The 13,589-nt window shown below is 61.7% G+C and carries 10 protein-coding genes; 7 read left to right on the forward strand and 3 right to left on the reverse strand.

Annotated features, from left to right (window positions below):
* Window positions 1-46 precede the first annotated feature (46 nt).
* From ydcS to CWC48_RS04320, 7 genes are all read left to right on the forward strand, one after another.
* Window positions 47-1,198 (forward strand): putative ABC transporter substrate-binding protein YdcS, encoded by a 1,152-nt coding sequence (gene ydcS, locus CWC48_RS04290; protein WP_078047162.1) that lies wholly within the window; start codon window positions 47-49, stop codon window positions 1,196-1,198.
* Between the two features lie 234 nt (window positions 1,199-1,432).
* Window positions 1,433-2,467, forward strand: coding sequence for an ABC transporter ATP-binding protein (locus CWC48_RS04295; RefSeq protein WP_078047161.1), 1,035 nt, complete (start codon window positions 1,433-1,435; stop codon window positions 2,465-2,467).
* Between the two features lies 1 nt (window position 2,468).
* The gene (locus tag CWC48_RS04300) at window positions 2,469-3,398 is read left to right on the forward strand and encodes an ABC transporter permease (RefSeq protein WP_078047160.1); all 930 of its coding nucleotides are present in this window, start codon (window positions 2,469-2,471) and stop codon (window positions 3,396-3,398) included.
* A complete protein-coding gene (locus CWC48_RS04305; RefSeq protein ID WP_016977919.1) occupies window positions 3,388-4,197 on the forward strand; it encodes an ABC transporter permease in 810 nt (269 codons plus the stop codon). The genes CWC48_RS04300 and CWC48_RS04305 overlap by 11 nt, the downstream gene beginning before the upstream one ends.
* A gap of 170 nt (window positions 4,198-4,367) precedes the next feature.
* Window positions 4,368-5,792 (forward strand): gamma-aminobutyraldehyde dehydrogenase, encoded by a 1,425-nt coding sequence (locus tag CWC48_RS04310; RefSeq protein ID WP_100491392.1) that lies wholly within the window; start codon window positions 4,368-4,370, stop codon window positions 5,790-5,792.
* Between the two features lie 134 nt (window positions 5,793-5,926).
* Window positions 5,927-7,789, forward strand: coding sequence for an FAD/NAD(P)-binding protein (locus CWC48_RS04315; protein WP_100491393.1), 1,863 nt, complete (start codon window positions 5,927-5,929; stop codon window positions 7,787-7,789).
* Window positions 7,790-8,085: 296 nt separating this feature from the next.
* Window positions 8,086-9,711, forward strand: a complete 1,626-nt coding sequence (locus CWC48_RS04320) for a glucan biosynthesis protein D (RefSeq protein WP_078047157.1) — start codon at window positions 8,086-8,088, stop codon at window positions 9,709-9,711.
* A 99-nt stretch (window positions 9,712-9,810) separates the two neighbouring features.
* On the opposite strand, the gene CWC48_RS04325 is transcribed toward CWC48_RS04320, so the two are convergent.
* From CWC48_RS04325 to CWC48_RS04335, 3 genes are all read right to left on the reverse strand, one after another.
* Window positions 9,811-9,996, reverse strand: coding sequence for a hypothetical protein (locus CWC48_RS04325; protein ID WP_078047156.1), 186 nt, complete (start codon window positions 9,994-9,996; stop codon window positions 9,811-9,813).
* A 270-nt stretch (window positions 9,997-10,266) separates the two neighbouring features.
* A complete protein-coding gene (locus CWC48_RS04330) occupies window positions 10,267-11,373 on the reverse strand; it encodes an NADH:flavin oxidoreductase/NADH oxidase (RefSeq protein WP_078047155.1) in 1,107 nt (368 codons plus the stop codon).
* Window positions 11,374-11,500: 127 nt separating this feature from the next.
* Window positions 11,501-13,402, reverse strand: coding sequence for a potassium transporter Kup (locus CWC48_RS04335; RefSeq protein ID WP_078047154.1), 1,902 nt, complete (start codon window positions 13,400-13,402; stop codon window positions 11,501-11,503).
* Between the last annotated feature and the right edge of the window lie 187 nt (window positions 13,403-13,589).

A 13,589-nucleotide genomic window follows, 5' to 3' on the forward strand; every position in this document is an offset into this window, starting at 1 on the left:
GGTTTGAACAACTGCCCCGACCATAATTAAAGAAGAGGGAACCCCCATGTCTGCGCACAAGACCGCACTGCTCAGTGCCCTGACCACCGCGCTGCTGGCCAGCGCCAGCCTCCAGGCCGCCGAACCGCTCAAGGCGGTGGGTGCCGGCGAAGGCCAGCTGGATATCGTCGCCTGGCCCGGTTACATCGAACGTGGCGAAAGCGACAAGGCCTACGACTGGGTCAGCGGTTTCGAGAAGGAAACCGGCTGCAAGGTCAATGTGAAGACCGCCGCCACCTCGGACGAAATGGTCAGCCTGATGGCCAAGGGCGGGTATGACCTGGTCACCGCGTCCGGCGATGCTTCGCTGCGGTTGATCGTCGGCAAGCGCGTTCAGCCGATCAATACCGCGCTGATCCCCAACTGGAAGAACATCGACCCGCGCCTCAAGGACGCGCCGTGGTATGTGGTCGGCCAGCAAACCTACGGCACCCCGTACCAGTGGGGCCCGAACGTGCTGATGTACAACACCAACGTGTTCAAGACCGCGCCCACCAGCTGGGACGTGCTGTTCAACGCGCAGAACCTGCCGGACGGCAAGCCCAACAAAGGCCGTGTGCAGGCGTATGACGGCCCGATCTACATTGCCGATGCGGCGCTGTACCTGAAGAGCACCAAGCCGGAACTGGGCATCCAAAGCCCGTACGAACTGACCGAAACCCAGTACAAGGCCGTGCTCGAATTGCTGCGCGCGCAACAACCGCTGATCCACCGCTACTGGCACGACACCACCGTGCAAATGAGTGACTTCAAGAACGAAGGCGTGGTGGCCTCCAGCGCCTGGCCGTATCAGGTCAACGGCCTGCAGAACGAGAAGCAGCCGATTGCTTCGACGATTCCGAAGGAAGGCGCCACCGGCTGGGCCGACACCACCATGCTGCACACCGAGGCCAAGCACCCGAACTGCGCCTACAAGTGGATGGACTGGTCGCTGCAGCCGAAGGTCCAGGGCGATGTCGCCGCTTGGTTCGGCTCGCTGCCTGCCGTGCCTGCGGCCTGCAAGGAAAGCGAACTGCTCGGCGCCGAGGGTTGCAAGACCAATGGTTTCGATCAGTTCGAAAAGATCGCCTTCTGGAAAACCCCGCAGGCTGAAGGCGGCAAGTTCGTGCCGTACAGCCGCTGGACCCAGGATTACATCGCGATCATGGGCGGCAGGTAAGGCCTTCCTGGCTGCATAGATCCTATGTGGGCAGGGTGTATGGGGGAGCTGGCTTGCCTGCGAAAGCATCACCTCGCAGTAGCTGATACACCGAGGTGCCTGCATCGCGGGCAAGCCCGGCTCCCACAGAACAGCTCCCACATTGGGACCGAGCCAAACTCACTACCGCATTGTTTTTTCAGAAGTCCAGGCCGGGCCGCTGCGACGACCCGCGCCTTTTCGGAGCACCGCACCATGACGCTTGCAGTCCAATTCACCCACGTTTCCCGTCAGTTCGGCGAAGTGAAAGCCGTTGACCGGGTTTCCATCGATATCCAGGACGGCGAGTTCTTTTCCATGCTCGGCCCTTCCGGCTCGGGCAAGACCACCTGCCTGCGCCTGATCGCCGGGTTCGAGCAGCCGAGCGCAGGCTCGATCCGTATCCATGGCGAGGAAGCCGCCGGCTTGCCGCCGTATCAGCGCGATGTGAACACCGTGTTCCAGGATTACGCGCTGTTCCCCCATATGAATGTGCGCGACAACGTCGCCTACGGCCTCAAGGTCAAGGGCGTGGGCAAGGCCGAACGCCTGAACCGTGCCGAAGAAGCCCTGGCCATGGTCGCCCTCGGCGGCTATGGCGACCGCAAGCCGGTGCAGCTTTCCGGTGGCCAACGCCAACGGGTGGCCCTGGCTCGCGCCCTGGTCAATCGCCCGCGCGTGTTGCTGCTGGACGAGCCACTGGGCGCCCTTGACCTCAAGCTGCGCGAGCAGATGCAAAGCGAGCTGAAGAAGCTGCAACGCCAGCTGGGCATCACCTTTATCTTCGTGACTCACGACCAGACCGAAGCGCTGTCGATGTCCGACCGTGTGGCCGTGTTCAACAAAGGTCGCATCGAGCAGGTCGACACCCCGCGCAACCTCTACATGAAACCCGCCACCGCGTTCGTCGCCGAGTTCGTCGGCACTTCCAACGTGATTCGCGGCGAGCTGGCCCAGCGCCTCAGCGGCAACGCGCAGCCGTTCTCGATCCGCCCGGAACACGTGCGCTTTGCCGAGGGCCCGTTGGGCGCCGGCGAAGTGGAAATCAGCGGTCTGCTCCACGATATCCAATACCAGGGCAGCGCCACCCGCTATGAACTGAAACTGGAAAACGGCCAGGCGCTGAACATCAGCCAAGCCAACAACCAATGGCTGGACATCAGCAGCGGCCATCAGGTCGGCCAGTCCATCACCGCTCGCTGGGCACGGGAAGCCATGACCCCGCTGACCGACAGCGCAGGCGAGGTGTGACATGAGCCTGGCCCTTTCCCATCCGCCGATGCGCAGGTTTTCCAACCTGCTGTACCGTAAGCCCAACCTCTACCTGGCAATGCTGCTGGTGCCGCCGCTGATCTGGTTCGGTGCGATCTACCTCGGTTCGTTGCTGACCCTGCTGTGGCAAGGCTTCTATACCTTCGACGACTTCACCATGGCGGTCACGCCGGACCTGACCCTGGCCAACTTCGCCGCGCTGTTCCAGCCGTCGAATTTCGACATCATCGTGCGCACCCTGAGCATGGCGATCGTGGTGTCGATCGCCAGCGCCATCGTGGCCTTCCCCATCGCCTACTACATGGCGCGCTACACCACGGGCAAGACCAAGGCGTTCTTCTATATCGCAGTGATGATGCCGATGTGGGCCAGCTACATCGTCAAGGCTTATGCCTGGACCTTGCTGCTGGCCAAGGGCGGCGTGGCGCAGTGGTTCGTGCAGCACCTGGGCCTGGAGCCGTTGTTGCAGTTCGTGCTGGGCATTCCCGGCGTGGGTGGCAGCACTTTGAGCACTTCGCACCTGGGGCGCTTCATGGTGTTCGTCTACATCTGGCTGCCGTTCATGATCCTGCCGATCCAAGCCTCCCTGGAGCGCTTGCCGCCGTCCTTGCTGCAAGCCTCTGCCGATTTGGGAGCCAAGCCGCGCCAGACCTTCATGCAGGTGATTCTGCCGCTGTCGGTGCCGGGCATTGCCGCCGGTTCCATCTTCACGTTCTCCCTGACCCTGGGCGATTTCATCGTGCCGCAACTGGTGGGCCCACCCGGCTACTTCGTCGGCGGCATGGTCTACGCCCAGCAAGGCGCCATCGGCAACATGCCCATGGCGGCGGCGTTCACCTTGGTGCCGATCGTGCTGATCGCGGTTTACCTGTCCATCGTCAAACGCCTGGGGGCCTTCGATGCACTCTGAAAAATCTTCTATAGGCCTGAAGATCGCCGCTTGGGGTGGACTGGTTTTTCTCCATTTCCCGATCCTGATCATCTTCCTCTACGCCTTCAACACCGAAGAAGCCGCCTTCAGCTTTCCGCCCCAGGGCTTCACCCTGAAGTGGTTCAGCGTGGCCTTCGCCCGGCCGGACGTGCTGGAAGCAATCAAACTGTCGCTGCAGATCGCCGCCATCGCCACGCTGATTGCAATGGTGCTCGGCACGCTGGCCTCGGCGGCGCTGTATCGCCGTGAGTTCTTTGGCAAGCAAGGCGTGTCGTTGATGCTGATCCTGCCGATCGCGCTGCCGGGGATCATCACCGGTATCGCGTTGCTGGCGACTTTCAAGACGCTCGGGATCGAGCCGGGGATGTTCACCATCATCGTCGGCCACGCGACGTTCTGCGTGGTGATCGTCTACAACAACGTCATCGCCCGCCTGCGCCGCACGTCCCACAGCCTGATCGAAGCCTCGATGGACCTGGGCGCCGACGGCTGGCAGACCTTCCGCTACATCATCATGCCCAACCTGGGCTCGGCGCTGCTGGCCGGCGGCATGCTCGCCTTTGCGCTGTCGTTCGACGAAATCATCGTCACCACTTTCACCGCCGGCCACGAACGCACCTTGCCGCTGTGGCTGCTCAACCAACTGAGCCGCCCACGGGATGTGCCGGTGACCAACGTGGTGGCGATGCTGGTGATGTTGGTGACGATGTTCCCGATTCTCGGTGCCTATTACCTGACGCGCGGCGGTGAAAGCGTGGCCGGTAGTGGCGGCAAATAACGTTGCAGCTGGAGGAGCTCAGTTCAAATGTGGGAGCGGGCTTGCTCGCGAAAGCGGTACATCAGATACACATGCGTCGTCTGACACACCGTATTCGCGAGCAAGCCCGCTCCCACATTAAGAGCCGGTTTCTTCAGGGAATTAACACTCGTTTTGAGGAGAGCTGAACCATGCAAACCAAACTGCTGATCAACGGCCACCTGGTCGAAGGCGAAGGCCCGACACAAGCCGTCTTCAACCCGGCCCTCGGCCGCGTACTGGTAGAAATCAAGGAAGCCAGCGAAGCCCAAGTCGACGCCGCCGTGCGTGCTGCCGATGCCGCCTTCGAAGGCTGGTCGCAAACCGCACCGAAGGATCGTTCGCTGCTACTGCTGAAACTGGCGGACGTGATCGAAGCCCACGGCGAAGAGCTGGCCAAGCTGGAATCGGACAACTGCGGCAAACCCTACAGCGCCGCGCTGAACGATGAGATCCCGGCGATCGCCGACGTGTTCCGCTTCTTTGCCGGCGCCAGCCGTTGCATGAGCGGGTCGGCGGGCGGTGAATACCTGCCCGGCCACACCTCGATGATCCGCCGCGACCCGGTGGGCGTGATCGCCTCCATTGCGCCGTGGAACTACCCACTGATGATGGTCGCCTGGAAAATCGCCCCCGCCCTCGCCGCCGGTAATACCGTGGTGCTCAAGCCGTCGGAACAAACCCCGCTGACCGCGTTGCGTATGGTCGAACTGGCTGCCGAAATTTTCCCGGCCGGTGTGCTCAACTTGGTGTTCGGTCGTGGGCCGACCGTGGGCAGCCCGCTGGTGACCCACCCGAAAGTGCGCATGGTGTCGCTGACCGGTTCCATTGCCACGGGTGCGAATATCGTCTCCAGCACCGCCGACAGCGTGAAGCGCATGCACATGGAGCTGGGCGGCAAGGCGCCGGTGATCATCTTCAACGACGCCGATATCGATGCCGCCGTGGAAGGCATTCGCACCTTCGGCTTCTACAACGCCGGCCAGGATTGCACCGCGGCGTGCCGGATTTATGCCCAGGCGGATATCTACGATGCGTTTGTCGAGAAACTCGGCGCGGCGGTCGCCAGCATCAAGTACGGCCTGCAGGATGATCCGGCGACCGAGCTGGGCCCGCTGATTACCGCGCAACACCGCGACCGTGTGGCCGGGTTTGTCGAGCGCGCCGTGGCACAGCCGCACATTCGCCTGGTCACCGGTGGCAAGGCGGTGGAAGGCAATGGCTTCTTCTTTGAACCGACCGTGCTGGCCGACGCGCAGCAGGACGACGAAATCGTGCGGCGCGAAGTGTTCGGCCCGGTGGTATCGGTGACCAAGTTCAGCGATGAAGCACAGGTGCTGGGCTGGGCCAACGATTCGGACTACGGCTTGGCGTCATCCGTGTGGACCGCCGACGTAGGACGCGCCCATCGCTTGGCCGCGCGCCTGCAATACGGCTGCACCTGGGTGAACACCCACTTCATGCTCGTCAGCGAAATGCCTCACGGCGGTCAGAAACTGTCGGGTTATGGCAAGGACATGTCCATGTACGGACTGGAGGACTACACCACCGTTCGCCATGTGATGTTCAAGCACTGACCCCAGCGCCACCTCTGTAGGAGCCGGCTTGCCGGCGATGAGGCCAGTGAGCCATGCGTTGCTCTTGTGGACGCCATCGCCGGCAAGCCGGCTCCTACAGGGGTCTTATAACAATAAAATTTAGGTTCCCCCCCATGGATATCACCCGCCGCGACTTCCTCAACGGCGTCGCTGTCACTATTGCCGCCGGCATGACTCCGCTGCAGATCCTCCAGGCCGCCCCCGATGGTCGCTACTACCCACCCGCCCTCACCGGCCTGCGCGGCAGCCATGTCGGCTCGTTCGAGGTGGCGCACCAGATGGGCTGGGAAAAGAAGGTGTTCAACACCGATAAGCTGCCGGTCACCGAGCACTATGACCTGGTGGTCGTGGGCGGCGGCTTGAGTGGGTTGTCGGCGGCATGGTTCTACCGCGAGAAGCATCCCAAGGCAAAGATCCTGATCCTGGAAAACCACGACGACTTCGGCGGCCACGCCAAGCGCAATGAATTCCAGGCCGGTGGCCGCATGATCATCGGCTACGGTGGCAGCGAGGCGTTCCAGTCGCCCAACCACCTGTACAGCAAGCAAGTGAACGGGCTATTGAAGAAACTCGGGGTGAATATCAAGCGCTTCGAAACCGCCTTCGACCGCCAGTTCTACCCAGACCTGGGGCTGTCGCGCGGGGTGTTTTTCGACAAGGAGAACTTCGGCGAAGACAAACTGGTGACCGGCGACCCCACGCCGATGGTGGCCGACGACATCGCGCCAGACCGGCTCAACGCGCGTGCCATCCGCGACTTCATCAATGACTTTCCGCTGCCGCCGGCTGACCGCCAGGCCCTGATCGAGCTGCACACGGCGCCCAAGGACTACCTGCCAGGCAAGACCGCAGAAGAAAAAGCCGACTACCTGGCAGCTACCAGCTACCGTGATTTCCTGCTTAAGAACGTAGGTTTATCGGAAGGCGCGGTGAAGTATTTCCAGAGCCGTACCAATGACTTCATGGCCCTGAGCATCGATGCGGTGGCGTCTTCCGATGCCTACAACGTGGGTTTCCCTGGTTTTGCCGGGCTGAACCTGGCACCGATCAGCGAAGAAGCCGCCGCCGAAATGGAAGAGCCCTACATCTATCACTTCCCGGACGGCAATGCGTCAGTGGCGCGGTTGCTGGTGCGTAGCCTGATTCCAGGCGTGGCACCGGGGCACACCATGGACGATATCGTGCTGGCGTCGTTTGACTACGCCAAGCTCGACCAGCCCAAGGCGGCCGTACGCTTGCGCCTGAACAGCACGGCGGTCAGCGTGCGAAATGTCGGGGATGGCGTGCATATCGGCTACAGCCGTGGCGGACAACTCGCACAGGTAAGCGGCAAACGCTGCATCCTGGCGTGCTACAACATGATGATTCCATACCTGCTCAAGGACGTGCCAGCACCACAGGCACACGCCCTGAGCCAGAATGTGAAGTACCCGCTGGTGTACACCAAGGTGGTGATCCGCAACTGGCAGTCGTTCCAAAAGCTCGGCGTGCATGAGATTTACGCGGCGACCCTGCCTTATAGCCGTATCAAGCTGGACTACCCGGTGAGCATGGGCGGCTATGACCACCCGCGTGACCCGACGCAGCCGATCGGCCTGCACATGGTCTACGTGCCTACCAGCCCCAACAGCGGCATGAACGCCCGCGACCAGGCCCGCGCCGGGCGCGGCAAGTTGTATGGGCAGACGTTCGAGCAGTTGGAAGCGCAGTTGCGCGACCAGTTGCAACGCATGCTGGGGCCAGGTGGTTTCGAGCATGAGCGCGATATCCTGGCGATCACTGTCAACCGTTGGTCACACGGTTATGCGAGCTTCTCCAACAGCTTGTTCGACAAAGCCGATGAAAGCGAAGCGCTGATGAAGCTGGCGAAAAAACCGGTGGGGCATGTGAGCATCGCGAACTCGGATGCGGCCTGGAGTGCGTATGCGCATGCGGCCATTGATGAGGCGTACCGCGCCGTTGGCGAAATCGCCTGACCCTTGTAGGAGCCGGCTTGCCGGCGATGAGGCCCTTGAGCCTTGCAGCGTTCTCTCGGACGCCATCGCCGGCAAGCCGGCTCCTACAGGGGGTTTTTGTGAGTCGGAAATGTCTTGTCGCATTTGCTAGGCCATCACGTCGCTATCAATCAATTTTCCTACGTCATCGAACCGCTTAAGCTATCCGGCGTCTGTTTAATGTCCGTTGCGTTTGGTCGAAGGCATGTCCGAACCGTAATTTCTGATCCGCTACGTGCCAGGAAAGGCGCGGGATTTGCTCACGACAGGTTGTCTCTATGCACCGCAGGAATTTGCTCAAAGCGTCCATGGCCATTGCGGCTTACACCGGTTTGTCGGCCAGCGGCCTGCTCGCCGCCCAGGCCTGGGCCGGGAACCGTGCCGCCGATGGCAAGGCCGTGGCGTTCGACTTCGACACGCTCAAGGCCCAGGCCAAACAACTCGCCGGGACCGCGTACAAGGACACCAAACAGGTACTGCCGCCGACCCTGGCGACCATGACCCCGCAGAATTTCAACGCCATCGGCTACGACGGCAACCATTCGCTGTGGAAGGAATTGAACGGGCAGCTGGACGTGCAGTTCTTCCACGTCGGCATGGGTTTCAAGACGCCGGTGCGTATGCACAGCGTCGACCCCAAGACCCGTGAAGCGCGTGAAGTGCATTTCCGCCCTTCGCTGTTCAATTACGAAAAAACCACGGTCGACACCAAGCAACTGACCGGCGACCTCGGTTTTTCCGGCTTCAAGCTGTTCAAGGCGCCGGAGTTGGATCGCCATGACGTGCTGTCGTTTCTCGGCGCCAGCTACTTCCGCGCGGTGGATTCCACCGGCCAGTACGGCCTTTCTGCCCGTGGCCTGGCCATCGACACCTACGCGAAAAAACGCGAGGAGTTTCCTGACTTCACGCAGTTCTGGTTTGAAACCCCGGACAAGAACGCCACCCGCTTCGTGGTCTACGCCCTGCTCGATTCGCCGAGCGCCACCGGCGCATACCGCTTCGACATCGACTGCCAGGCCAATCAGGTGGTGATGGCCATCGACGCCAATATCAATGCGCGCACCACCATTGAACAACTGGGCATCGCGCCGATGACCAGCATGTTCAGCTGCGGCACCCACGAGCGCCGCATGTGCGACACCATCCACCCGCAGATCCACGATTCGGACCGCCTGGCGATGTGGCGCGGCAACGGCGAGTGGATCTGCCGCCCACTGAACAACCCGGCCAAGCTGCAATTCAACGCGTTTGCCGATAAAGACCCGAAAGGCTTCGGCCTGGTGCAGACCGACCACGAATTCGCCAGCTACCAGGACACCGTGGACTGGTACAGCAAGCGCCCAAGCCTGTGGGTCGAACCCACGACAGCGTGGGGGGAAGGCTCGATCGACCTACTGGAAATTCCTACCACCGGCGAAACCCTCGATAACATCGTGGCCTTCTGGACCCCGAAAAAACCCGTGGCCGCCGGCGACTCGCTCAACTACGGCTACAAGCTGTACTGGAGCGCCCTACCACCGGTGAGCACGCCGCTGGCCCAGGTCGATGCCACCCGTTCCGGCATGGGCGGCTTTGTCGAAGGTTGGGCACCGGGTGAGCACTACCCTGAAGTCTGGGCGCGCCGTTTTGCTGTGGACTTCAAGGGCGGTGGCCTGGATCGCCTGCCACCAGGCACCGGGATCGAACCGGTCGTCACCTGTTCCCACGGCGAAGTCAAAGACTTCAGCGTGCTGGTGCTGGATAACATCAAGGGCTACCGCATCCTGTTCGACTGGTACCCGACCAGCGACAGCGTGGAGCCGGTGGAGCTGCGCCTGTTCATCCGCACCCAGGACCGCACCTTGAGTGAGACCTGGCTGTACCAGTACTTCCCGCCGGCACCGGACCAGCGCAAGTACACCTGAGCAACCTTGTAGGCGCTGGCTGGCCAGCGATGGCATCACTGCGGTGTGACTGACACACTGCGGTGCTTGCATCACCGGCAAGCCAGCGCCCGCCAGTGCTCAGAACCGCGACACGCTCTTCATCGCCCCAATCAAATACCGCATCGCCACCTGATCGTTCTCGGTCAGGGCGCGGTATTGCGCCAACAACTCCATTTCATCCGTGCTCAGCCTTCGCCCCCGCAAAGACACCCGGCGAGCCAGAATCGACGTCACCACACCCACTACACCATAGGACTTGGCCATGGACTGCTTCTCCTGATATCCATCAAATACTCCTGCTGCCCATTACCCGCCTCCCATGAAGCGCAATGCCTCAGTGAGCAAACCGACTGACTTCCTGGGCCAGAAATCAGGCTTACCCTAAGCGTAGAAACGATCTCGCAACTTGTGGGATTTTTTTAGAGTATTCACTTAAAAAAATTTCGCGGTAACAAAGAACTACAGCCCTATCCCACCTTGCGGCCATAAAAAAACCCACCGGTCAGGGTGGGTTTTGGTGAAGCGTGCTGCGGGTCAATCCCTCAAGTCAGACTCATGGATCGGTTGGTCACGATGGGTGGCGCGCTGATATTGCGCCGGCCAGATGGCCTTGCGCCCGCCCAGGTCATCGTCGGCATGCAGCGGCCAGTAAGGGTCACGCAACAGTTCACGGGCGAGGAAGATGATATCGGCCTGGCAGGTGCGCAGGATGTGCTCGGCCTGGGCCGGCTCGGTGATCATGCCAACGGTGCCCGTGGCGATGCCCGATTCTTTACGCACGCGCTCGGCGAAGCGGGTCTGGTAGCCGGGGCCGGTGGGGATCTCGGCATTGGCGGCGGTGCCACCGGAGGACACGTCGATCAGGTCGACGCCCAAGTCTTTCAGGCGGCGCGCAAGCTCCACGGTTTCATCCGGGTTCCAGCCGTCTTCCACCCAGTCGGTGGCCGACACCCGCACAAACAGCGGCAGGTCCTGGGGCCAGACCTCACGCACTGCCTGGGTCACCTCAAGCACCAGGCGGATGCGGTTTTCAAACGAGCCACCGTACTGATCCTGACGCTGGTTGCTGATGGGCGAGAGAAATTGATGCAGCAGGTAGCCATGGGCCGCGTGGATTTCCACCACTTCAAAGCCTGCGGTCAACGCGCGCTTGGCCGCGGCGACAAAATCGGCGATCACTTGCTGGATCTGTCCCTCGTCCAACTGCTTGGGTTGGGTGTGCTGGGGGTCAAAGGCAATGGGCGATGGCCCCACTGGCACCCAGCCACCGTCTTCGGGCTTGACGCTGCCATGCTTGCCGATCCACGGCCGATGGGTGCTGGCCTTGCGTCCGGCGTGGGCCAGTTGAATGCCCGCCACCGCGCCTTGGGCAGCAATGAAACGCGTGATGCGTTGCAGCGGTTCAATCTGCTCATCGTTCCACAGGCCAAGGTCCTGGGCGGTGATGCGGCCATCGGCTGTCACGGCGGTGGCTTCGGTGAAAATCAGCCCGGCGCCACCCACGGCACGGCTGCCAAGGTGCACCAGGTGCCAGTCATTGGCCAGGCCATCGTCGCTTGAGTACTGGCACATGGGCGACACGGCGATGCGGTTGAGCAGGGTCAATTGACGGAGGGTGTAGGGTTCGAGCAGCTGACTCATGGCGCACCTCTTCTGGGTTCTGTGGGCACTATTCAAACAGTGCTTAGAGCCTAGTCGACAACGCTGGATTGCACAGGGTTCAGAAAGGAAAGCGGGAGCCGGTTGCCGGCTCCCGTGCTGCAACGTCTTACATTTCGACCTGGGTGCCCAGCTCGATCACCCGGTTCACCGGGAGTTTGAAGAAGCGCAGGTTGCCGTTGGCGTTCTTCAACATAAAGGCGAACAACGCTTCGCGCCAACGGGCCATGCCCTTGATTCGAGACGCGATGACCGTTTCGCGGCTGAGGAAGTAGGTGGTGCGCATCGGGCTGAAGTCCAAGTCATCGAGGTGACACAGCTTCAGCGCCTCGGGCACATCCGGCTCATCGGTAAAGCCAAAGTGCAGGATCACGCGGAAGAAGCCTTCGCCGTAGGCATCCACCTCGAAGCGCCGTGCGGCCGGGACGCGGGGGATGTCCTCATAGACCACGGTCAGCAGCACCACTTGTTCATGCAACACCTGGTTATGCAGCAGGTTGTGCAACAGCGCATGGGGCACGGCGTCCGGGCGAGCGGTGAGGAACACGGCGGTGCCCTGCACCCGATGGGGCGGCTGCACGCGGATACTGCTGATAAAGATCGGCAGCGGCAGGCCACCTTCGTCGAGGCGCTCCACCAGCAATTGCTTGCCGCGCTTCCAGGTGGTCATCAGCACGAACAGCACGATCCCCGCCAAGACCGGGAAGGCGCCGCCCTGGATGATCTTCGGCACGTTGGCGGCAAAATACAGCCCGTCGACCAATAGGCAGCAGACCAACACCGGCACGGCCAGGATCGGTGGCCACTTCCACAGCAGCAACATCACGGCCGACACCAGGATGGTGGTCATCAACATGGTCCCGGTCACCGCCACGCCGTAGGCCGAGGCCAATGCGTTGGAGGATTCGAAGCCCAGCACCAGCAGGATCACACCGACCATCAGCGACCAGTTCACCGCGCCGATGTAGATTTGGCCCTGCTCGGCACTAGAGGTGTGCTGGATATGCATGCGCGGGATGTAGCCCAGCTGGATCGCCTGGCGGGTCAATGAGAACGCGCCGGAAATAACCGCCTGGGAGGCAATCACTGTGGCCAGTGTCGACAACACCACCAGCGGGATCAGCGCCCAACTCGGGGCCAGCAGGTAGAACGGGTTGCGCGCGGCCTCCGGGTCGCCCAGCAGCATGGCGCCCTGGCCGAAATAGTTGAGCACCAGCGCCGGCAACACCAGGATGAACCAGGCACGGGCGATGGGTTTGCGGCCGAAGTGCCCCATGTCGGCGTACAGCGCCTCGGCGCCGGTCAATGCCAGCACCACCGCGCCCAGGATGGCCACGCCTATGCCTGGGTGAGCTTCAAAGAAGCGCACGCCCCACATCGGGTTCAACGCGTTGAGCACTTCAGGGTGCAGGGTGATGCCATACACACCGAGACCGCCGAGCACCAGGAACCACGTCACCATCACCGGACCGAACAGCTTGCCGATACGGTCCGTGCCGTGTTTCTGGATCAGGAACAGCGCCACCAGCACCACCAGCGCGATGGGCACCACCCATTTTTCCAGGCCATCGAACGCCAGTTCCAAGCCTTCAATGGCCGACAAGACGGAAATCGCCGGGGTGATCATGCTGTCGCCGTAGAACAGCGCTGCCCCGCACAGGCCACAGACCACCAGGAAACTGCGCAGCTTCTTGCGCTCCCCCGCCGCCCGTCGTGCCAGGGCCGTGAGCGCCATGATGCCGCCCTCACCCTGGTTGTCGGCGCGCAGCACGAACAGCATGTACTTGATCGAGACCACCCAGATCAGCGACCAGAAGATCAGCGCCAGGATCCCCAGCACGCCATCATGGTTGACCTGAACCCCATAACCGCCGTTGAACACCTCTTTAAGGGTGTAGAGCGGGCTGGTCCCGATATCGCCGTAAACCACCCCGACCGCTGCCACCAGCATGCCAATCGGTTTGGCGTTCGACTGCTCGGCACCTGCTGCCTGATTACTCGCGTGACCCATCAACCACTCCTGCCCTTTGACCTGAGGTCTTTTATAAACAACGCGTCTAAGCTGACCGTAGCATGCGCTGTTTTACTTCTCGTAACAGACGTTTTATTGACCTCGGGCTTTTACCCGTGTGCAACGGCGCGAAGCATAGCGCAGCACTCGTCGCATTTCCCTGCATAAAGCTGGTCAAGTGCGCTGC

Source organism: Pseudomonas sp. S10E 269, assembly GCF_002798465.1.
Taxonomy (GTDB): domain Bacteria; phylum Pseudomonadota; class Gammaproteobacteria; order Pseudomonadales; family Pseudomonadaceae; genus Aquipseudomonas; species Aquipseudomonas pergaminensis.

Coding starts and splice junctions, on each gene's coding strand:
- CWC48_RS04330 (WP_078047155.1), bottom strand. CDS start 11,373: ATGAGTCAGCTGCTCGAACCCTACACCCTCCGTCAATTGACCCTGCTC.
- ydcS (WP_078047162.1), top strand. CDS start 47: ATGTCTGCGCACAAGACCGCACTGCTCAGTGCCCTGACCACCGCGCTG.
- CWC48_RS04295 (WP_078047161.1), top strand. CDS start 1,433: ATGACGCTTGCAGTCCAATTCACCCACGTTTCCCGTCAGTTCGGCGAA.
- CWC48_RS04320 (WP_078047157.1), top strand. CDS start 8,086: ATGCACCGCAGGAATTTGCTCAAAGCGTCCATGGCCATTGCGGCTTAC.
- CWC48_RS04300 (WP_078047160.1), top strand. CDS start 2,469: ATGAGCCTGGCCCTTTCCCATCCGCCGATGCGCAGGTTTTCCAACCTG.
- CWC48_RS04315 (WP_100491393.1), top strand. CDS start 5,927: ATGGATATCACCCGCCGCGACTTCCTCAACGGCGTCGCTGTCACTATT.
- CWC48_RS04335 (WP_078047154.1), bottom strand. CDS start 13,402: ATGGGTCACGCGAGTAATCAGGCAGCAGGTGCCGAGCAGTCGAACGCC.
- CWC48_RS04310 (WP_100491392.1), top strand. CDS start 4,368: ATGCAAACCAAACTGCTGATCAACGGCCACCTGGTCGAAGGCGAAGGC.
- CWC48_RS04325 (WP_078047156.1), bottom strand. CDS start 9,996: ATGGCCAAGTCCTATGGTGTAGTGGGTGTGGTGACGTCGATTCTGGCT.
- CWC48_RS04305 (WP_016977919.1), top strand. CDS start 3,388: ATGCACTCTGAAAAATCTTCTATAGGCCTGAAGATCGCCGCTTGGGGT.